The organism is Paraburkholderia sp. BL27I4N3 (assembly GCF_003386115.1).
Taxonomy (GTDB): Bacteria; Pseudomonadota; Gammaproteobacteria; order Burkholderiales; family Burkholderiaceae; genus Paraburkholderia.
Genome location: NZ_QREJ01000001.1, coordinates 3,975,761 through 3,993,359, shown reverse-complemented (window position 1 = coordinate 3,993,359; position 17,599 = coordinate 3,975,761). Strand labels below are relative to the sequence as shown.

Below are 17,599 nucleotides of genomic sequence, written 5' to 3'. Positions count from 1 at the left end.
TATGGTGACGACACCTTCCTGTCCTTTCCGATTTCTCCATGGCTGCCATTTTTGAACGCAAGATTCTCACGCGCGATGCACTGGTGACGCTGCGTCCCTCGCTGAAGGCGCCGGTTGTGTTTACCAACGGCGTGTTCGATATCCTGCATCGCGGGCACGTGACTTATCTCGCGGATGCCAAGGCTTTGGGCGCCTGTCTGATCGTCGGTGTGAATAGCGATGCGTCGGTGCGCATGCTCGGCAAAGGCGACGACCGGCCAATCAACAACGAGGCTGACCGCATGGCGCTGCTAGCGGCGCTGGAGAGCGTCGACTACGTGGTGTGCTTCGGCGAGAAGACGCCCGTCGAGCTGATTTCGGCGGTGCGGCCGGACGTGCTCGTGAAGGGCGGCGACTACGACATGGACGTGTTGCCCGAGTCGGCCATTGTGCGAAGCTGGGGCGGTAAGGCGTTGGCGATTCCCTTCGAGCACGACCGCTCGACGACCGCGCTACTGAAGAAAGTTCGCACGCAAGGCTAGTGGCCGGCTGCGGCGGGAGTCTCTCACCAGCTTAAGGACTCGCGTCGCGCACTTCGAAACGCGCTTCGCAGGCAGCAAGACAGCGAGCGACTTACTGCGAAAGCGCGGATGCCGCGATCGGCGCCACTGGCGCCGGACCGCCTACAACGGCTTGGTCGGCAGCCTCCGCGGCAGTGACCGGCTGCACCTTCAGCCATTCCTGATGAACCTGGCGATTCAGATGGTTGGGCTCGCGTCCGCCGGCTGTGGGCGTCGGGCCGAAGACGCCGCGCACCGCGACGAATGCCAGCATATTGGCAAGAAACAATATGGCGATCAGCCAGCGCAGCATTATTCGTTTTCCCCGTCCAGAAGTTGAGCCACCGTTATGCCGTTGGTCGCGATTCAGTTGCCGCGTTCCAGGGCGCGCTCGGCAGCAATCAGCGCGAGGCCGGACAGCACCAGCGAATCGTGGCGAGTATGCGGCACTTTCAGTGCGCTCGCCACTTCGTCCACGGCGCCGCCGCTGACTACGAGCCGCACCGGCACCTGCCATTCATCCTGCAAATCGCGCCACGTCCGCTCTATCAAGCCCGCTTGCGCCAACGTGCAACCGGCAGATAGCGAGCGCGGCGTGTCCGTCGCGAAGAACGGCCCGCCGCGCGCCGCGTCGGGCATGCCGCCGTCGAGCAGACCGCGTGCGGCGTGGGCGTCGAGCGTCGGCAGTTGCGCCGTGTGTTCGCCCAGCGAGCGCATCATCAAGCTCCAACCCGGCGCGATCAGACCGCCGACAAAGCTGCCGTCCGCGCGCAATGCCTCGAGCGTGGTCGCCGTGCCGAATGTCGCGATCAGCAGATGTTCGCCGGGAAACGCCGCGTGCGCGCCGATCATGCCGGCCCAGCGGTCGCTGCCGAGCGCGTGCGGCGTGGTGTAGCTATTGGTTACGCCGCATTGCTGCGTGCAAGCGCGGATCGTGGTGAGCGGGAGCTGTGGCCAGCGTGCGTCGAGCAAGGCGGCAATCCGCGCCGCGACATTTTCACCCGCGACATTGGACAACCACGCGCCGCGCGGCCTCGGCAAGTTTGACCAGTCCGGCTGATCCGCGCCGCCGTGGGCCAGCGCGCCGGCCGCGATCTGCGTACCGTCCGCCTCAACCAGCGCCCACTTGATACGGCTATTGCCCGCGTCGATCAGCAAATCAGGCGCGCCGCTCGTCATGCGGCACCGTCGGCCAGACGCAGCGAAACGTCGCCGGTCGCAACGACCTCGCGGCCGGCGGCGGTGTCGAGCAGCAACTGGCCGCGCTCGTCGACGCCCGCCGCCACCCCGCGCATCTGTTCCTGGCCTTGGTCCAGCAACACCACTTCGCGGCCCGCATAAGCGTGCACCGCGTTCCAGCGTGCCTGAAACGGCGCGAAACCTTCAGCGCCGAAGCGCTGCAAGGCGGGTTCGAGCGCGTTCAGCTCGGCGGCGAGCGTGTCGGTGAGGTTGGCGTTGGGCAGCGCGCGCTGCAAGGCGGTCGGCGCGGTGCCGCGCGCCTGCGGCGGCACGCCGGCGTTCAACGCGCCGACTTTGGCCGCGAGTTCGTCCGCGCCCTTCACATTGGTGCCGATGCCGATCACCACCGCGCTGGCGTCGTCGGTGCTCCACGCGGTTTCGATCAGGATGCCGGCCAGCTTGTCGCCTTCGAGCAGGACGTCGTTCGGCCACTTCAGCGCGATCTGGCCGGGACCGGCAACCGGCAGCGAGCGCAGTCCGTCAACCAGTGCGACGCCCACCGCGAGACTCAGGCCCGCGAGCCCTTCGAGCGGACGCGGCAATACGCACGCCACCGAAAACAGCAGCGCATTGCCGGGCTCCGCATACCACGGACGACCGCGGCGGCCGCGCCCGGCGGTTTGCAGATACGCGACCCGCACGATCGGCCGCGGCAGCGCGCCGGCCTTGCGCGGCAGCGCTTTGACGCGCGTCATCAGGTCGGCGTTGGTCGAGCCGGTTTCCTCGACGATTTCGATCGGCCAGTCGTGCGCGTGCGGGCCGAACAGCGCGACGGCGCGCTCGCGGTCGATGCGCCAGTCGCCTTGGGGGGAAGTCTTGGACGTGTTCATGAATCATATTGTAGCGATAGCGAACCCGTTGAGTCCGCGGGCGCAGTTGCCGCGCCGCGCCTTCGTTACAATGGCCGCTAATCCGATAACCAGATTCAACGATCCTTGAACTACGACACTCCGCCCGGCCTCGAAGTCGCGGCAGGCAGCCAAGGCAAGATCGTCCGGCTCTCGGGCCAGTGGACGGCGCTCGCGCTCGCGCGCGACAGAGCCACTGGGCACGTGATCCCTCTGCTGCGCTCGCTGGTCGGCGCCGAAGGCATCGGTCAATGGGACCTGTCGCGTATCGACCGGATGGACCACGTGGGCGGCCAGGCGCTGTGGCGCGTGTGGGGCCACAAGATGCCCCCGGACACCACGCTGACCGACACGCAACGCGACATTTTCGAGCGCATCGCCTTGCTCGACACCGTGCGCGAAACGGCCGAGCCGGTGGTCAGATTCGATCCGCTCACGCGGCTCGGGCTTGCGATCTTCTCGTTCTTCGAGCATTTGTATGGCGGGGTGGCGATGCTCGGGCGCGTCGTGCTCGACCTGTTGGCGATCGCGCGCAAACCGAAAATCACGCCGTGGACCGAAATATCCGCGAACATCTATAACGCCGGCACCAAAGCCATGCCGATCACCGCGCTGGTTGCGTTCCTGATCGGCATCGTGCTCAGTTATCTGTCCGCGCAGCAACTGCGGTTGTTTGGCGCAAACCAGTACATCGTCAATATCCTGGGGCTTTCGGTGATTCGCGAACTCGGGCCGGTGCTTGCCGCGATTCTGGTGGCAGGCCGCTCCGGTTCGGCGATCACCGCGCAGATCGGCGTGATGCGCGTCACCGAGGAACTCGACGCCATGCGCGTGATGGGCATCCCGCATGGCCTGCGGCTGATCCTGCCGCGCGTGGTCGCGCTCGGCGTGGCCATGCCGCTGCTTGTCATGTGGACCAACATCATCGCGCTGACGGGCGGCGCGCTTGCCGCGAAGATCGCGCTCGGCATCGACATGAGCTACTTCGCGCGGGCTTTGCCGGGCGTGGTGCCGGTCGCGAATCTGTGGATCGGCTTGGGCAAGGGCGTCGCGTTCGGCATGCTGATCGCGATCGTCGGCTGTCATTTCGGTTTCCGTATCAAGGCTAATTCGCAGAGTCTGGGCGAAGGCACGACGACCTCGGTGGTGACCTCGATTACCATCGTAATTCTCGCGGACGCCGTGTTCGCGATCCTCTTCCAGAACGTGGGGCTTGGATGATCGCGCCACTCACTCAGGCCGTCCGTGGCCAACCCGTACCCTCGATCGCCGAGCCGGTGATCGAAGTGATCGACGTGACCAAGCGCTACGGGCGCAACATCGTGCATCAACATCTGAATCTGGACGTGCGGCGCGGCGAAATCGTGTCGATCGTCGGCGGCTCGGGTTCCGGCAAGACCACGCTGGTGCGGCAGATACTCGGGCTGGAGCGGCCTTCGTCGGGCACCATCAAACTGTTCGGCGAGAATCTCGCCACCATCTCGCCGGAAACCGCGCTGCTGATGCGCAGCCGCTCCGGCATGCTGTTCCAGCGTGGCGCGCTATTCTCGTCGCTGTCGGTGTTCGACAACATTGCGCAGCCGGTGCGCGAACTCGGCAAGGTGCCCGAGGATCTGTTGCGCGACATCGTGATGCTCAAGCTGGAAATGGTCGGCCTGCCATGCAAGCACGCGTCGAAAATGCCGTCGGCGCTGTCGGGCGGCATGATCAAACGCGTGGGCATTGCACGGGCGATCGCGCTCGAACCGGAACTGCTATTCCTCGATGAACCGACCGCCGGGCTCGATCCGCAGGCGTCGGACGAATTCGTCGAGCTGATCTCCGCGCTGCATCGCGCGCTCGGCCTGACGGTGGTGATGGTCACGCACGATCTCGACACGATGATCGCGTTGTCCACCCGCGTCGCCGTGCTGGCGGATCGCAAGGTGCTGGTGGCCGCGCCGGTGGAAGAGGCCGCGGGCGTCGATCATCCTTTCATCCGCGAGTATTTCCTCGGCCTGCGCGGGCGCCGCGCGTTGCAGGCGCTGCCGCCGGAGCGCCGCGCGAGGCTGCCGCGGGCGGCGCTCGAGCCGGCATCGTCCGAATTGCCGCTGTGAACCAGGGAACCTGACAATGGAAAACAAATCACATGCCTTCTGGGCCGGGCTCTTCACGATCGTTTTGCTGGTGGCTATAGCGGTGGCGGCTTTTTTGTTCAATGTCGACCGTTCCGTGCGAGTGCCGTACGATCTGATCGCGCGCACCAATGTGACGGGCCTGTTTACCGACGCCGCGGTGCGTTATCGCGGGCTTGACGTCGGCAAGGTGCAGTCCATCAAGTTCGATCCGGCTCATCCGGGGCAGATTCTGATTCGTATCCTCGTCGATACGCACGCGCCGATTACCCATTCGACGTTCGGCAGCCTGGGTTTTCAGGGCGTCACGGGTATCGCCTTCATCCAGCTGGATGACAATGGGCGCGATCCGACGCCTCTGGCGTCGTCGTCGAAACAGGTGGCGCAGCTGCCGATGCGCCCCGGCTTGCTCGATCAACTGCAGCAACGCGGCGACGTGCTGCTGCGCAAACTCGAAAAAGTCACGGACGACGTCGACAATCTGCTGTCGCCGGAAATGGCCGCGCAGTTGCGGGGCACGGCTGCAAGCCTGCAGAAAGCCGCCGACGGCGTGGCTACGCTGACGCAGAAAATAACGCCGGCCGCAGGGATGCTGCCCGGCACGATCAACCGGCTGGATCGTACGCTGGCGTCGACCAATCAGCTGATCACCAGCCTGAACCGGCCGAACGGCCCGTTCGAGACCAACCTGAACAAGGTCGGCACGGCCGCGCAGCAAGCCGGCGACGCGCTGGTGTCGATCAACGGCGCGGTGCAGGAATTGTCGTCGCGGGTCGGCTACGACACCTTGCCGCGCGTCAACTCGCTCGCTGAAGACGTGCGCTCCGCGGCCCGCTCAGTGGACCGCGCCGCCGACACGTTCAGCACCAGCCCGCGCAGCGTGCTGTTCGGCGCGCCGGGTGCGGCGCCCGGCCCCGGCGAAGCAGGCTTCAAATGGCCCGCCGCGCGCGCTGCCCAATGAGGTTGAAGCAATGATTCTGAAGGTTTGAAGAAAGGAAGATTGTCATGTCACGCTCGATTCACCGATTCCTGTCCTCGAGCGCCGCACTGGCGGTGCTGCTCGCATTCGGCGTGCTCGCCGCGGGCTGCGCCGGCACGCCGGCGGCGCTCTCGGACATCCGCTACGACTTCGGGCCGCCGAGTCCGGCGGCGTCCGCCGGCGCGTCGCCGGCCGTGAAGGTGCTCGATGTGAGCGCGCCCGACGTGCTCGAGTCGGACAAGCTGATGTACCGCCTGAGCTACGCCGACGCGCAGCAGACCGCTGCGTACGCAAACAGCCATTGGACCATGACGCCCTCGCAGTTGCTGACCCAGCGTCTGCGCGGCGCGCTCAGTTCGCGCGGCACGGTGCTGACCGGCGCCGACGGCGTCGCGGCGCCGGTGTTGAAGGTCGACCTGAGCGAGTTCGAGCAGGTTTTCGACAGCCAGTCCGAAAGTCACGCCGCGGTCACCGCGCGCGCCACCCTCACGCAAAGCGGCAAGGTGCTCAGTCAGCGCACGTTCATCGCACGGGCGCCGTCCAGGTCGGCGGACGCCGCCGGCGGCGCGCAGGCGCTCGCCAGCGCCAGCGACGATCTCGTCTCGCAGATCGGCGCGTGGCTCGGTGTGCAGGCGCTGGTCGCCGCGCAATGACCGGCTCGCAGCGCACATCGCGGAGCGCTGCATGAGCGTGAAACCCTGGGCGCGCCGTCCGTCGGTGCTCGCCCGGCAGGCGCTGGTGCTGTACACCGCGTTGATCGTCTACGGTTCGTGGTATCCGTTTTCGGGCTGGCGTTCGCTTGGCCTCGGTCCGTTTGCCTATCTGTCCGATCCCATGCCGCAGTATCTGACGGCGTTCGACGTCGTCACCAACGTGCTCGGCTATATGCCGTTCGGCGCGCTGGTGGTGCTCGCCGCCTATCCGCGCTGGCGCGGCACGCTGGCGGTCGCGTTCGCCTTCGTGCTCGGTGGACTGCTGTCCGGCGTGATGGAGGCCGTGCAGACCTATTTGCCGACGCGTGTCGCCTCCAACCTCGATCTCGCCGCCAACGCGCTCGGTGCGCTGCTCGGCGCGGCGATCATGTCGCCGGCGACGGGCGCGCTGCTCGATCGCGGCTTGCTGCGGCGCGTGCGGCTTCTGTGGTTCGAGCGCGATCGTGCCGCGCTAGCGTGTCTGGTCGCGGCGTGGCCGTTCGCGACGATGTACCCGGCGCCGCGCCTGTTCGGTCTCGGCAACTGGCCGCGCGCGCTCTGGCTGCGTTTCGATTCGACCACGCAAGACGCCTTGCTCGCATGGACGCCGCCGGCCTGGCACGTCGGCGCCTGGCCGGCGCTCGTCGCCGCGTGGCTGCCTGACGACGCGTGGGAAGCCGTGATCACCACGCTCAACCTGTTCGCCGCGCTCGCGCTGGCATCGTTGCCGGTCCGCCGCCCTGCGCCGCGCGCGCGCCTGTTGCTGCTGTTTATCGTGATCACCTTGTGCGTGAAGGCGGGCGCGACCTTTCTGCAATCGCAGTCCGGTCTCGCGTTCGACTGGGCGACGCCTGGCGCGTTGGTCGGTCTTGTGTGCGGGACCGCCGCGGCACTCCTCGCGTTGCGCCTGCAGCGCCGATCGCGCGCCGCGCTTGCGGGTGTCGCGCTGACGATCGCGCTGGTGTTCGTCAATCTGCTGCCCGTGAATCCATACTTCGATGCCGTGCTCGCCGACTGGCGGCAAGGGCGTTACCTGCACTTCAACGGACTGGCGCATTGGCTCGCGTGGATCTGGCCGTATGCGGCGCTCGTGTGGCTGGCGTATGTGGTCGAACTGGCGTGGCTCAAGCGGCGCATGAAACACACGTGAAGGGGCGCGGCGCGTGGCGCAGCGGTGGACCGCGTCAGCGACCGCTAGCCTCGCTCGTTATAATCGTTCGCACAACTGGCGCGCCGCGTGCATCCAGCGCCATTCCCCACACCGACTGTCTCGCCTCCGGACATCATGGATTCCTTCTATAAGTACCACGTCTTCTTCTGTCTCAATCAGCGCGAGCCCGGCGCCGAACGCCCAAGCTGCGCGAACTGCAATGCACAGGAGATGCAGGAGTACGCGAAGAAACGCGTGAAAAAACTGGGTCTCGCTGGTCCAGGTCAGGTGCGCATCAATAAGGCCGGCTGCCTCGACCGCTGCGAACTCGGCCCGACGCTCGTCGTGTATCCCGAAGGCATCTGGTACACGTACGTCGACGAGAGCGACATCGACGAAATCGTCGACTCGCACCTCGCGAACGGCAAGATCGTCGAGCGTCTGAAAATCGATCAATAAGCCTCGCCATGAACGTACACACCAAAAAATATCTGATCGACGGCCCCGTCGGCAAGATCGAGGTCGCGCTGGATCTGCCCGACGAAACCCGCGAAAACGGCGCGGCGCCGCGCGGCATCGCGCTGGTTGCGCATCCGCATCCGCTGTTCGGCGGCACGATGGACAACAAGGTCGCGCAGACGCTCGCGCGCACGCTCGTGCAGCTGAACTACGTGACGTATCGCTCGAATTTTCGCGGCGTTGGCCAAACGCATGGCGAGCATGACGCGGGCATTGGCGAGCGCGACGACTTGCGCGCCGTGCTGGATCACATGCGTGCTGAACCGGGTCAAGGCGATCTGCCCCTCGTGCTGGCGGGTTTTTCGTTCGGCACATTCGTGCTGTCGCACGTGGCGGCGCAACTGCGCGAAGAAGGCCAGCAGATCGAGCGAATGGTGCTGGTCGGCACGGCCGCGAGCCGCTGGGAGGTCGCCCCGGTGCCGGAAAATACACTCGTGATTCACGGCGAAACCGACGAGACAGTTCCCATTCAATCCGTTTACGACTGGGCGCGGCCGCAAGAATTGCCGGTTGTCGTGATTCCGGGGGCGGAGCATTTTCTGCATCGCAAGTTGCACGTTCTGAAGCGGATCATAGTCGACGCCTGGCGGTAAGCTGCGCGCGATGTGTGTTTTCCGGGGTACAGGTACGCACAAACGCAAATTAATCGCCGGCCTTTGCGCAAAGTAACGGGGAGAGCGCGCGTATAATGGCGACTCTTTTTTGGGCGCAGCGCCGCCCATCCGGCAGTTCGCGCGACGCGTAGCGTCTTTTCGCGCGCAGCGGTGCCGGATGCCGGCGTGCTGCGCGAACCGATCGCGTGGCCGGAAGTCCAACGGGCGCCGCGCCGTTTTTGCGGCCAGACGCTCGCCGACCGGCTCTTCCAAACTCTGCGCCCTGCGCGCGCTGTATTTTTCTGCACGAATCGACCCTATGCGTTTTTCCACCTCCGGCCGCACGTCCTTCCCTTCAGTCGCTTCCTTTGTTCCTTCTACGCTTAGCCGTGCCGTGACCCTCGGCGTCGTGCTGCCGGCCACGCTCCTCGCCAGCACCGCGTTCGCGCAAGTGCCGCCGCCGGCCGTGAACGCGCGCTCGTGGGTGCTCGTCGATGCGACCAGCAACCAGGTGCTCGCCTCGGGCAATCCGGACGAGCGCGTGGAACCGGCGTCGCTGACCAAGCTGATGACGGCCTACCTCGTCTTCGAAGCACTGCAGACGAAGAAGATCAACATGGAACAGACGGTCATGCCGAGCGAAGCGGTGCGCCGCGTGCGCACGGACGAATCACGCATGTTCATCGAAGCCAACAAGCCGGTGACCGTGCACGACCTGGTGTACGGCATGATCATCCAGTCGGGTAACGACGCGGCGATCGCGCTGGCCGAACTGGTTGGCGGCAGCGAGTCGCAGTTCGTGAACATGATGAACAACGAAGCGCAGAAGCTCGGCATGAAGAACACGCATTTCGCCGACGTGAACGGCATGCCCGATCCGCAGCACTACACCACGGCGGGCGACCTCGCGGTGCTGTCGGCGCGTCTGATTCGCGACTTCCCTGACTACTACAACATCTTCTCGGTCAAGGAATTCACATACAACAAGATCAAGCAGCCGAACCGCAACCGTCTGCTGTGGATCGACCCGACCGTCGACGGTCTGAAGACCGGTCACACGCAAGCCGCCGGTTACTGCCTGATCGCGAGCGCGAAGCGTTCGCTGCCGGGCACGACCGACGCGTCGCGCCGTCTCGTCTCGGTCATGATGGGCGAGACCAAGGAACACGACCGCGTGCAGGACAGCCTGAAGATGCTGAACTACGGCTACAGCGCGTACGACACGGTGCGTCTGTACAAGGCGAATCAGGTGGTGGGCACGCCGCGCGTCTACAAGGGTGCGCAGGACACCGTGCAGATCGGCGTGAAGAGCGATCAGTACATCACCGTGCCGAAGGGCATGGGCGACAAGGTGAAGCCGCAGATCGAGCAGATCGATCCGTTGATCGCACCGATCGCGAACGGTCAGCAGGTTGGTACCGCAAAGCTGGTGGCGGACGGCAAGGTGCTTGCGCAGTTCCCGATCGTGGCCCTGCAGGCTGTGCCGCAAGCGGGCGTGGTCGGCCGCGTGTGGGATTCGCTGATGCTCATGTTCAACAAGAAGAAGTAAGAGCCTGATTGCAATGACCGCTGTTTCCGATGTTTCGCCCGATCCGATTGTCTATCTGAACGGCGAGTTGGTGCCGTTGTCCGAAGCGCGCGTGCCGGTTCTCGACCGCGGCTTTATTTTCGGCGACGGCATTTACGAAGTTGCGCCTTTGTATGCGCCAACCGGGGGCGCGCGCGGCCGCACGCCGTTCCGTTTCCAGCAGCACCTGGCGCGCCTCGCGCGCTCGGTCGACAAGATCGGCATCGTCAATCCTTTTGACGACGCCGGCTGGCGCGCGCTGATCGAGCGCGTGGTCGCGGCGAACGAGGTGGACGGCGGTTTGCGCGGCGATCAGGACGCGATTGCCTATATTCAGGTCACGCGCGGCGTCGCCAAACGCGGTCATGCGTTTCCGGCCGGCATCCAGCCGACCGTGTTCGTGATGGTCACGCCGCTGCACCTGCCGGACGCGGCGCAGCGTGCGCAAGGCGTGCGCTGCGTGACGGCGGAAGATCGCCGCTGGCTCAATTGCGACATCAAGTCCGTGTCGCTGCTCGGCAACGTGCTGACGGCGCAATATGCCGCGGAGAACGACGCGTTCGAGACGATCCAGTTTCGCGACGGCATGCTCACCGAAGGGTCGTCGTCGAATGTGTGGATGGTGAAGGACGGCGTGTTGTCCGCGCCGCCGCGCAGCCACAAGATTCTCGAAGGGATCCGCTACGGCCTGATCGAGGAACTGACGAGCGAATGCGGCATCCGTTTCGAAGCGCGTGAGATTACCGAAGCCGAGCTGCGCGCGGCGGACGAGATCATCGTCAGCTCTGCAACCAAGGAAGTGCTGCCGGTCACGCAACTCGATGGCCGGCCGGTCGGCGAGGGCAAGCCGGGTGCGGTCTTTGCGGCGCTGTATGCGGCGTATCAGCGAGCCAAGGCCCAGCAAGCGCGCGAGGCGCAGCAAGGAGTTGAGAATGAGTTCCGTGAACGAGTCACTGTTTGAGTTTCCTTGCGATTTCCCGATCAAGATCATGGGCAAATCGCACCCCGAGTTCGCCGAGACGATCGTCACGGTGGTGCGGCAGTTCGACAACGAGGTCGACGCCTCGCGCATCGAGACGCGGCCGTCCAGCGGCGGCAACTACACGGGCCTGACGGTCACGGTGCGCGCCACGAGCCGTGAGCAGCTCGACGATATCTATCGCGCGCTCACCGGCCATCCGATGGTCAAAGTGGTGCTTTAAAGCCCTTCGTTCGTATACGTGTTACGGCGTGACGTGCAATGCGTTCGCCGATAGATCGGCGCTTGCGGCAGGTCGTAGCTCGCAAGCCCGGTCGAACAACTGCTTGAAGCGTCCCACCTCCTCGAACACCCAGTCGTGAAACGCTTTCACACGGGCGGTTTCGAGCATCTGCGGCGTGCAGATGAAGTAGTACTGCCACGGGCTCGGCCCATCTACATCGAAAAGCCGCACGAGACGGCCCGCCGCGATTTCTGGCATGGCCAGCGAGCGGCGCGTGAGCGCGACGCCTTGGCCGTCGATGGCTGCCTGCAGCAGATTCGACGAATCCTGGTACAGCACGCCGCGCTTCGGCTCGGGCCAGTCGGTGAGTCCGGCGGCGTCGAACCAGGGGCGCCAGAGTTCGTCGTCGGAACGCAGCAGCGGGACTTTGGCCAGATCGGCCGGCGTTTGCGGCAGCTTGCCGCCATTGAAATCCGGCGCGCAGGCGGGAAAGAAAATCTCCTCCAGCAGCAACTCCGAATGCAGACCCGAATATTTACCGAAGCCGAAACGGATCGCCACGTCGACGTCGTCGCGCGCGAAGTCCGTGAGCGCGTTGGTGGACAGCAGTTCGAGGTCCCACTGCGGATGCGCCTCGATAAAGCTGCCGACGCGTGGCGTCACCCAGCGCGCGGCAAACGACGACAGCATGGACACCACCAGCCGCCGCTCGCGATCGCCGGCGCGGATTTCGCGGGTGGCGTCGGCGAGCGCCATGAGCGCCGAGCGCACGTGCGTGGCGTAGCGCCGGCCGGTCTCGGTGAGCCGCACGCGCTTGCCGTCGCGCGCGAACAGCGAGACGCCGAGTTCGGCTTCGAGCGCGCGGATCTGGTGGCTCACGGCGCCGTGAGTGACGAAGAGTTCGTCGCCGGCGCGCGAGAAGCTTTCGTGGCGGGCGGCCGCTTCGAATGCCTTGATTGCGTTCAGGGCGGGTAATTGCCGAAGGTCCATGCCAATATTTCTCACATAGAGGTGAAAATAGATCGTTTTGCGTAAACCCTTGTTACGCCTAGGATTGTACTCATGAAACGACTTTTTGCGAGAGCATTATGCGAGAAATTTCCTCTAGCATCGCGTTTGAAATCCGCACTGGCGAGACAGTTCCCCTAAAGGTTGTGCGCAGCACCAGGCTGGTCGTTCGTGGTGGCGCGGTTTGGGTCACGCGCAGCGATGACACGGAAGATTACTGGCTGCAACCTGGTCATACGCTGCGGTTGCGGCGCGGTGAACGGCTGTGGCTGAGCGCCGAGGGCAACGGGCAAGCGAGAGTGGCATTTTCAGTGCCGACACGCTGCGACGAGCGCGCGTTGAACTGGTTTGCGCGCGTCGGCGAACGGTTGATGGCGCGTGTACGGGGCGGCTGGCGTACGGTTTGAAGGTACTGTTGCGGGCGCGATGGTTTAACCGAATCGCGCGCCGCAGCGGAACGTGGCGGGTGCCACCGGCACAGCCTGGCACCACCGGCGCGGCCGCGCTGAGGTGAATTGGCACTTCGAGGCACCGCCACGCGACAGAGACCTGGCGCCTCCAACTCCGCCGTCTCCGGCGGGGATTCCCAGATTTCGGTAAACTGCGGAGATTATGTCCGCCACCCCGGTTTCCCCGAGTCCCTTACCCTACACGACACCGCTCACGCTGCGTTGGCGTGGCAGCGAACCCTACGAAGCCAGTTTCGAAGCCATGCGCACGTTCACCGACGAACGCACGGCCGACACCCCCGACGAAATCTGGCTAGTCGAACATCCACCGGTCTTCACCTTAGGCCAGGCGGGCGATCCGGCCCATCTGCTGGCCGCCGACAGTGGTATTCCTCTGGTGAAAGTCGATCGGGGCGGGCAGATCACCTATCACGGGCCGGGGCAGGTAGTGGCCTACCTGCTGCTCGATTTGCGCCGCCGCAAGTTGATGGTGCGCGAACTGGTCACGCGGATCGAGCAAGCCGTGATCGACACCCTTGCGGCGTATAATCTCGCCGGAGAACGAAAGGCGGGCGCCCCCGGTATCTACGTGGCGCCCGGGCCTGACGTTGGGCTGCACGCCGGCGCCAAGATTGCGGCGCTGGGTCTGAAGATCCGCAACGGCTGCAGTTATCACGGCGTGAGCCTGAATGTGAACATGGACTTGCGGCCGTTTCTGGCCATCAATCCATGTGGCTACGCGGGGCTCGAAACAGTCGATATGGCAACGCTTGGCGTGGCCGCCGGCTGGGACGACGTGGCCCGCACCTTTGCAGAACGCCTCACGGCAAACCTCGACGGCAGTCCCGCGGCCGTCGCCCAACCGCAGGCCGGTGCCCTCACCGCCTGACTGGATCGAACGAATGACTGACGTTACCGCGAACCTCGCAGCTTCCCCCGCTCCTGACGCCGTGCCGGCTTCCGCCGCCGCTTATGACGCGACCGCAAAGCAGAAGGCGCAGGCCAAGACCGCCCGTATTCCGATCAAGATTGTCCCGATCGAAAAGCTCAAGAAGCCCGACTGGATCCGCGTCAAAGCGGCGACCGGCAATTCGCGTTTCTACGAAATCAAGCAGATTCTGCGCGAGCACAACCTGCATACGGTGTGTGAAGAAGCGAGCTGCCCGAACATCGGCGAATGTTTCGGCAAGGGCACGGCGACCTTCATGATCATGGGCGACAAGTGCACCCGCCGCTGTCCGTTCTGCGACGTCGGCCACGGCCGCCCGGATCCGCTCGATGTGGACGAACCGGGTAATCTCGCGCGCACCATCGCCGCGTTGAAGCTCAAGTACGTGGTGATCACCAGCGTCGACCGTGACGATTTGCGCGACGGCGGCGCGGCTCACTTCGTGGAATGTATCCGTCAGACGCGCGAGCTTTCGCCGGAGACGCGCATCGAAATTCTGACGCCGGACTTCCGTGGCCGTCTGGATCGCGCGATCGGTATTCTGAATGCCGCGCCGCCCGATGTGATGAATCACAATCTCGAAACGGTGCCGCGTCTGTACAAGGAAGCGCGCCCGGGTTCGGACTACGCGCATTCGCTGAAGCTGCTGAAAGACTTCAAGGCGCTGCACCCTGAAGTCGCCACCAAGTCCGGTCTGATGGTCGGCCTCGGTGAAACCGAAGAAGAGATTCTGCAGGTGATGCGCGACCTGCGTGAACACGACGTGGACATGCTGACGATCGGACAGTATCTGCAGCCGTCGGAGCACCATCTGCCGGTGCGTTCTTACGTGCACCCGGACACGTTCAAGATGTACGAGGAAGAAGCGTACAAGATGGGTTTTACGCACGCAGCCGTGGGCGCGATGGTTCGCTCCAGCTACCACGCCGATTTGCAGGCGCATGGGGCTGGTGTGGTCTGAGCGTTTTAGCTAATAGCTGTCAGTATGAGAAAAGCCTGCACGCGTTGCAGGCTTTTTTCTTCTAGGCGCTCAGATTCTGAACGCCGATGCAACGCAGTTTCACGCTTCTCCGCGAAGAATTACCGGTAGTAGCGTGCGAGCAGCATGCAGATCGATGCGATCGTGCTACCAATGACTGAAAATGGAGCGGCCAGTTCGATCAGGCGATCGCGCACATCGCGATTCTCCATGACGTAGTCGATCAGATTGGGCATTTGAGTTCTCCCTGTTGGACGTGCTTAAAAGTATAGCTCAGAGGGTTGTTATTTAGTTAGTTTAACGAATAATGAGATAGGGCGAATGAGGCGGCCACTGCAGCGGTCATGATCGTGGATGTCCACATCAACTTCCGCTCACGTGCCTCGTCGCCGTGGCGATAGTCAGGATTTGGCGTCGAGTCAGCAGCGCCGAACGACACGAGGATGGATGCCACGACGAGAAATAGGACATGCCAGAGCAGTCCTGCCAACATGAAAGCCAGCCTGCTGTTCGTCGATGCATCGCCCAACGCGCTGCCGATTTCATAACACGCGCTGGCGCACATTGAGATGACGACCCAGAGAAGTTGACCGTTCTGCACTGAGCGTATCGCAATACCGTTGGACGACTGCCGATAGAACCGCGAAAAGCTCAACAGAGGCAGCAACGCAAAGGGCGCACACACCGGCACGCCGACGTTGAAAAGCAACCAGCTAAGGCGGCCGACGAAATCGATCATAGGAATGCGAAGGTTTAGCGACGCAACGATATTCCCGCCGCGTCAAGCGCGGGTCAATCCGCCGAACGGCCAGCTTGCGCACACAAGCCACTATCCGCGATCATTCGCTGGAGCCGCCCGACTGCCCGTCGCAGCAGTAGCCGCGAGCCAACCGAACGTGAAAAGCAATGCTCGCCGTTTGCTTGCGTGGCGCACGCCGACACCAAAGAGGTCGAGATCGCGTATCAGGACATGGTGGTGCCCTGGCGTTATGCGCAGGCTACCGGTGAAGTGGAGAAAGCGACCGGCTACAAAGTCACCTACCGCAAGTTGGGCAGCGGTGCCGACGTGATCCGCGCGCTGGCCTCCGGTTCGGTGCAACTCGGTGAAGCCGGTTCGAGCCCGATCGCGGCGGGTCTGTCGCAGGGCGTGGATATTTCGCTGTTCTGGATTCTTGACAATATCAACGACGCCGAAGCGCTGGTCGCACGCGATGGCTCCAATGTAACGAGCGTCGCCGGTCTCAAAGGCAAGAAGATCGGTGTGCCGTTCGTATCGACGTCGCACTTTCACACGCTGGTTGCGTTGCAGAGCGCCGTATGGACCGCCTTCCTCGATGCGTGGCACGGCCGCATTCAAGGCGGCTTCCGCTCGCGGAGCATCTCGCGTGGAGCGCGTTGCGCGTGTTCGGCGCGTTTGCTTTGGCCGCGCTCACGGCTGTGCCGGTCGGTATCCTGATGGGCGCGAGCCGGGTCGCGCGCGGCCTTCTCGATCTGCCGCTCGAGTCTATCGACCATTGCCGCCGCTCGCTTATCTGCCGCTCGTGGTGATCTGGTTCGGCATCGACGAAACGGCGAAGATCGTCGTGATCTATCTTGCCTGCTTCGCGCCGATTGCCATGGCCGCGCGCGCGGGCGTGCGCAGCGCCACCATCGAGCAGATTCATGCGGCGTATTCGCTGGGAGGCCGCTTCTCGCAGATCGTGCGGCATGTGGTTTTGTCTGCGGCGTTGCTGGAGATTCTCACCGGCCTGCGCATTGCAATTGGCTTCGGCTGGACGACGCTGGTCGCCGCGGAAATGGTCGCGGCCACTGGGCCTCGGTCAGATGGTGCTCAACGCGTCGAGCTTTCTGCGCACCGACGTCGTGGTAATGGGCATCGTGCTGATCGGGTTGATCGCGTGGCTGTTCGATCTGGGCATGCGCGCGTTTGAGCGGCGGCTCGTGCCTTGGAAAGGGCGCGTACAACGCAGCGGCCGCGCGCGGTCAGCGCTCAGGCCCGGTCAAACAGCTCGATTACCGGCCAGCCGCGGTCCGTGGCGATGGCACGCAAACGCGCATCAGGGTTGGTCGCGACCGGATTCGTGACGCGCTCCAGCAAAGGCACGTCGTTGATCGAATCGCTATAGAACCAGCTCTGCGGGAAATCCTGCAGACGGTGTCCGAGCGAGGCCAGCCAGCTCTCGGTGCGCGTGATCTTGCCTTCGCGGAAGGTGGGCGTGCCGACCGCCATCCCCGTGAAACGCGCCAACGGATCGCCGCCTTCGGTGCCAAGTTCGATTCCCAGCAGATGCTCGAAACCGAGCGCCTTGCCGATCGGCTCCGTGATGAACACATTAGTTGCGGTGACGATGCAGCAAAGATCGTCCGCATCGAGATGGCGTTGCACGAGCGCGCGCGCTGCCGGCAGGATGGCCGGCGCGATCACCTGTTGCATAAACTGCTCATGCCACATGTCCAGTTGCTCGCGCGAGTGGCGGGCAAGCGGCGCCAGCGTGTAGTTCAGATAAGCGGCCATGTCGAGCGTGCCGGCCACGTACTGCTGGTAGTAATCGTCGATTTCCTGCGCGTGTCGCGCGGCGCCTTCTATCCCCAATCCGGCAATGAAGTGGGCCCACGCCTGATCGCTGTCCAGCGGCAGCAAAGTGTGATCCAGGTCGAACAGCGCAAGGTTGCGGCTCATCCAGCGTTCCCGTGGTTAGGTGGTCGAGTGGCAGGAGTCGCCGCATGACTGACCAAGAGCCGGCACACAGCAATCCACAGCTTTGCCCGAGC

22 protein-coding genes and 1 pseudogene are annotated in these 17,599 nt (G+C 64.2%); 16 read left to right on the top strand and 7 right to left on the bottom strand.

The window, feature by feature from the left end:
• Positions 1-38: 38 nt before the first annotated feature.
• On the top strand, positions 39-521 hold the full coding sequence (rfaE2, locus tag B0G71_RS18045) for a D-glycero-beta-D-manno-heptose 1-phosphate adenylyltransferase (protein ID WP_106282277.1): 483 nt from the start codon (positions 39-41) through the stop codon (positions 519-521).
• Between the two features lie 91 nt (positions 522-612).
• Here rfaE2 and B0G71_RS18040 read toward each other — a convergent pair whose 3' ends face one another.
• From B0G71_RS18040 to B0G71_RS18030, 3 genes are read right to left on the bottom strand one after another with little or no spacing between them, the layout of a single operon-like run.
• A complete protein-coding gene (locus B0G71_RS18040) occupies positions 613-852 on the bottom strand; it encodes a hypothetical protein (RefSeq protein WP_106282276.1) in 240 nt (79 codons plus the stop codon).
• A 53-nt stretch (positions 853-905) separates the two neighbouring features.
• Positions 906-1,718, bottom strand: a complete 813-nt coding sequence (locus B0G71_RS18035; RefSeq protein ID WP_116143137.1) for a type III pantothenate kinase — start codon at positions 1,716-1,718, stop codon at positions 906-908.
• Positions 1,715-2,608 carry a biotin--[acetyl-CoA-carboxylase] ligase gene (locus B0G71_RS18030; protein WP_116143135.1) on the bottom strand — a complete coding sequence of 298 codons (894 nt, stop codon included), beginning with the start codon at positions 2,606-2,608 and terminating at the stop codon, positions 1,715-1,717. Before B0G71_RS18030 ends, B0G71_RS18035 begins: the two co-directional genes overlap by 4 nt.
• A gap of 105 nt (positions 2,609-2,713) precedes the next feature.
• Here B0G71_RS18030 and B0G71_RS18025 point away from each other — a divergent pair, with 105 nt between their 5' ends.
• The 10 genes from B0G71_RS18025 (at position 2,714) to B0G71_RS17980 (ending at position 11,442) form a co-directional block, all read left to right on the top strand.
• Positions 2,714-3,847, top strand: coding sequence for an ABC transporter permease (locus B0G71_RS18025; RefSeq protein WP_116118771.1), 1,134 nt, complete (start codon positions 2,714-2,716; stop codon positions 3,845-3,847).
• The gene (locus B0G71_RS18020) at positions 3,844-4,722 is read left to right on the top strand and encodes an ABC transporter ATP-binding protein (protein ID WP_106282272.1); all 879 of its coding nucleotides are present in this window, start codon (positions 3,844-3,846) and stop codon (positions 4,720-4,722) included. Before B0G71_RS18025 ends, B0G71_RS18020 begins: the two co-directional genes overlap by 4 nt.
• A 16-nt stretch (positions 4,723-4,738) precedes the next feature.
• Positions 4,739-5,701, top strand: a complete 963-nt coding sequence (locus B0G71_RS18015; protein ID WP_116143133.1) for an MlaD family protein — start codon at positions 4,739-4,741, stop codon at positions 5,699-5,701.
• A gap of 44 nt (positions 5,702-5,745) precedes the next feature.
• Positions 5,746-6,372: an ABC-type transport auxiliary lipoprotein family protein gene (locus tag B0G71_RS18010; RefSeq protein ID WP_116143131.1), complete on the top strand. Its 627-nt coding sequence runs from the start codon at positions 5,746-5,748 to the stop codon at positions 6,370-6,372.
• A gap of 31 nt (positions 6,373-6,403) precedes the next feature.
• A complete protein-coding gene (locus tag B0G71_RS18005; RefSeq protein ID WP_116143129.1) occupies positions 6,404-7,561 on the top strand; it encodes a VanZ family protein in 1,158 nt (385 codons plus the stop codon).
• A 135-nt stretch (positions 7,562-7,696) separates the two neighbouring features.
• A complete protein-coding gene (locus B0G71_RS18000; RefSeq protein ID WP_106282268.1) occupies positions 7,697-8,020 on the top strand; it encodes a ferredoxin in 324 nt (107 codons plus the stop codon).
• Between the two features lie 8 nt (positions 8,021-8,028).
• Positions 8,029-8,673 carry an alpha/beta hydrolase gene (locus B0G71_RS17995; RefSeq protein ID WP_116143127.1) on the top strand — a complete coding sequence of 215 codons (645 nt, stop codon included), beginning with the start codon at positions 8,029-8,031 and terminating at the stop codon, positions 8,671-8,673.
• Between the two features lie 319 nt (positions 8,674-8,992).
• Positions 8,993-10,222, top strand: coding sequence for a D-alanyl-D-alanine carboxypeptidase family protein (locus tag B0G71_RS17990; RefSeq protein WP_116143125.1), 1,230 nt, complete (start codon positions 8,993-8,995; stop codon positions 10,220-10,222).
• A gap of 13 nt (positions 10,223-10,235) precedes the next feature.
• Positions 10,236-11,201: a D-amino acid aminotransferase gene (locus tag B0G71_RS17985; RefSeq protein ID WP_116143123.1), complete on the top strand. Its 966-nt coding sequence runs from the start codon at positions 10,236-10,238 to the stop codon at positions 11,199-11,201.
• Entirely contained in the window at positions 11,173-11,442 is a 270-nt protein-coding gene (locus tag B0G71_RS17980; RefSeq protein ID WP_106282264.1) for a DUF493 family protein, read from the top strand. Before B0G71_RS17985 ends, B0G71_RS17980 begins: the two co-directional genes overlap by 29 nt.
• A 21-nt stretch (positions 11,443-11,463) precedes the next feature.
• Here the strand turns inward: B0G71_RS17980 and B0G71_RS17975 are convergent, their stop codons facing one another.
• The gene (locus B0G71_RS17975) at positions 11,464-12,432 is read right to left on the bottom strand and encodes a transcriptional regulator GcvA (RefSeq protein ID WP_116143121.1); all 969 of its coding nucleotides are present in this window, start codon (positions 12,430-12,432) and stop codon (positions 11,464-11,466) included.
• Between the two features lie 98 nt (positions 12,433-12,530).
• Here B0G71_RS17975 and B0G71_RS17970 point away from each other — a divergent pair, with 98 nt between their 5' ends.
• The 3 genes from B0G71_RS17970 (at position 12,531) to lipA (ending at position 14,809) form a co-directional block, all read left to right on the top strand.
• On the top strand, positions 12,531-12,857 hold the full coding sequence (locus B0G71_RS17970) for a DUF2917 domain-containing protein (RefSeq protein WP_116143119.1): 327 nt from the start codon (positions 12,531-12,533) through the stop codon (positions 12,855-12,857).
• A 205-nt stretch (positions 12,858-13,062) separates the two neighbouring features.
• A complete protein-coding gene (lipB, locus tag B0G71_RS17965) occupies positions 13,063-13,788 on the top strand; it encodes a lipoyl(octanoyl) transferase LipB (RefSeq protein ID WP_116143118.1) in 726 nt (241 codons plus the stop codon).
• Between the two features lie 13 nt (positions 13,789-13,801).
• Positions 13,802-14,809, top strand: coding sequence for a lipoyl synthase (gene lipA / locus B0G71_RS17960; RefSeq protein ID WP_106282260.1), 1,008 nt, complete (start codon positions 13,802-13,804; stop codon positions 14,807-14,809).
• A 119-nt stretch (positions 14,810-14,928) separates the two neighbouring features.
• Here lipA and B0G71_RS42000 read toward each other — a convergent pair whose 3' ends face one another.
• Together B0G71_RS42000 and B0G71_RS17955 are read right to left on the bottom strand one after the other, a co-directional pair.
• Entirely contained in the window at positions 14,929-15,063 is a 135-nt protein-coding gene (locus B0G71_RS42000) for a hypothetical protein (protein WP_258193327.1), read from the bottom strand.
• A 56-nt stretch (positions 15,064-15,119) separates the two neighbouring features.
• Positions 15,120-15,566 (bottom strand): hypothetical protein, encoded by a 447-nt coding sequence (locus B0G71_RS17955; protein WP_106282259.1) that lies wholly within the window; start codon positions 15,564-15,566, stop codon positions 15,120-15,122.
• 189 nt (positions 15,567-15,755) lie between these two features.
• Between B0G71_RS17955 and B0G71_RS42520 the strand changes: the two are divergent.
• Positions 15,756-16,142, top strand: a pseudogene (locus B0G71_RS42520) (glycine betaine ABC transporter substrate-binding protein); the annotation flags it as partial.
• A 199-nt stretch (positions 16,143-16,341) separates the two neighbouring features.
• Complete coding sequence (locus B0G71_RS42670; RefSeq protein WP_404935359.1) at positions 16,342-16,758, top strand: ABC transporter permease subunit; 417 nt, start codon at positions 16,342-16,344, stop codon at positions 16,756-16,758.
• A 59-nt stretch (positions 16,759-16,817) separates the two neighbouring features.
• On the opposite strand, the gene B0G71_RS17945 is transcribed toward B0G71_RS42670, so the two are convergent.
• Positions 16,818-17,507 carry an HAD family phosphatase gene (locus B0G71_RS17945; protein ID WP_116143116.1) on the bottom strand — a complete coding sequence of 230 codons (690 nt, stop codon included), beginning with the start codon at positions 17,505-17,507 and terminating at the stop codon, positions 16,818-16,820.
• Between the last annotated feature and the right edge of the window lie 92 nt (positions 17,508-17,599).

What these genes read in the sequence shown, in the direction of transcription:
- B0G71_RS18035 (WP_116143137.1), bottom strand. Translation starts at nt 1,718, where the DNA reads ATGACGAGCGGCGCGCCTGATTTGCTGATCGACGCGGGCAATAGCCGT.
- B0G71_RS18030 (WP_116143135.1), bottom strand. Translation starts at nt 2,608, where the DNA reads ATGAACACGTCCAAGACTTCCCCCCAAGGCGACTGGCGCATCGACCGC.
- B0G71_RS17975 (WP_116143121.1), bottom strand. Translation starts at nt 12,432, where the DNA reads ATGGACCTTCGGCAATTACCCGCCCTGAACGCAATCAAGGCATTCGAA.
- B0G71_RS18015 (WP_116143133.1), top strand. Translation starts at nt 4,739, where the DNA reads ATGGAAAACAAATCACATGCCTTCTGGGCCGGGCTCTTCACGATCGTT.
- B0G71_RS18000 (WP_106282268.1), top strand. Translation starts at nt 7,697, where the DNA reads ATGGATTCCTTCTATAAGTACCACGTCTTCTTCTGTCTCAATCAGCGC.
- B0G71_RS17990 (WP_116143125.1), top strand. Translation starts at nt 8,993, where the DNA reads ATGCGTTTTTCCACCTCCGGCCGCACGTCCTTCCCTTCAGTCGCTTCC.
- lipB (WP_116143118.1), top strand. Translation starts at nt 13,063, where the DNA reads ATGTCCGCCACCCCGGTTTCCCCGAGTCCCTTACCCTACACGACACCG.
- B0G71_RS17970 (WP_116143119.1), top strand. Translation starts at nt 12,531, where the DNA reads ATGCGAGAAATTTCCTCTAGCATCGCGTTTGAAATCCGCACTGGCGAG.
- rfaE2 (WP_106282277.1), top strand. Translation starts at nt 39, where the DNA reads ATGGCTGCCATTTTTGAACGCAAGATTCTCACGCGCGATGCACTGGTG.
- B0G71_RS18020 (WP_106282272.1), top strand. Translation starts at nt 3,844, where the DNA reads ATGATCGCGCCACTCACTCAGGCCGTCCGTGGCCAACCCGTACCCTCG.
- B0G71_RS18005 (WP_116143129.1), top strand. Translation starts at nt 6,404, where the DNA reads ATGAGCGTGAAACCCTGGGCGCGCCGTCCGTCGGTGCTCGCCCGGCAG.
- B0G71_RS42000 (WP_258193327.1), bottom strand. Translation starts at nt 15,063, where the DNA reads ATGCCCAATCTGATCGACTACGTCATGGAGAATCGCGATGTGCGCGAT.
- B0G71_RS17945 (WP_116143116.1), bottom strand. Translation starts at nt 17,507, where the DNA reads ATGAGCCGCAACCTTGCGCTGTTCGACCTGGATCACACTTTGCTGCCG.
- B0G71_RS17955 (WP_106282259.1), bottom strand. Translation starts at nt 15,566, where the DNA reads ATGATCGATTTCGTCGGCCGCCTTAGCTGGTTGCTTTTCAACGTCGGC.
- B0G71_RS17985 (WP_116143123.1), top strand. Translation starts at nt 10,236, where the DNA reads ATGACCGCTGTTTCCGATGTTTCGCCCGATCCGATTGTCTATCTGAAC.
- B0G71_RS18010 (WP_116143131.1), top strand. Translation starts at nt 5,746, where the DNA reads ATGTCACGCTCGATTCACCGATTCCTGTCCTCGAGCGCCGCACTGGCG.
- B0G71_RS18040 (WP_106282276.1), bottom strand. Translation starts at nt 852, where the DNA reads ATGCTGCGCTGGCTGATCGCCATATTGTTTCTTGCCAATATGCTGGCA.
- B0G71_RS17995 (WP_116143127.1), top strand. Translation starts at nt 8,029, where the DNA reads ATGAACGTACACACCAAAAAATATCTGATCGACGGCCCCGTCGGCAAG.
- B0G71_RS17980 (WP_106282264.1), top strand. Translation starts at nt 11,173, where the DNA reads ATGAGTTCCGTGAACGAGTCACTGTTTGAGTTTCCTTGCGATTTCCCG.
- lipA (WP_106282260.1), top strand. Translation starts at nt 13,802, where the DNA reads ATGACTGACGTTACCGCGAACCTCGCAGCTTCCCCCGCTCCTGACGCC.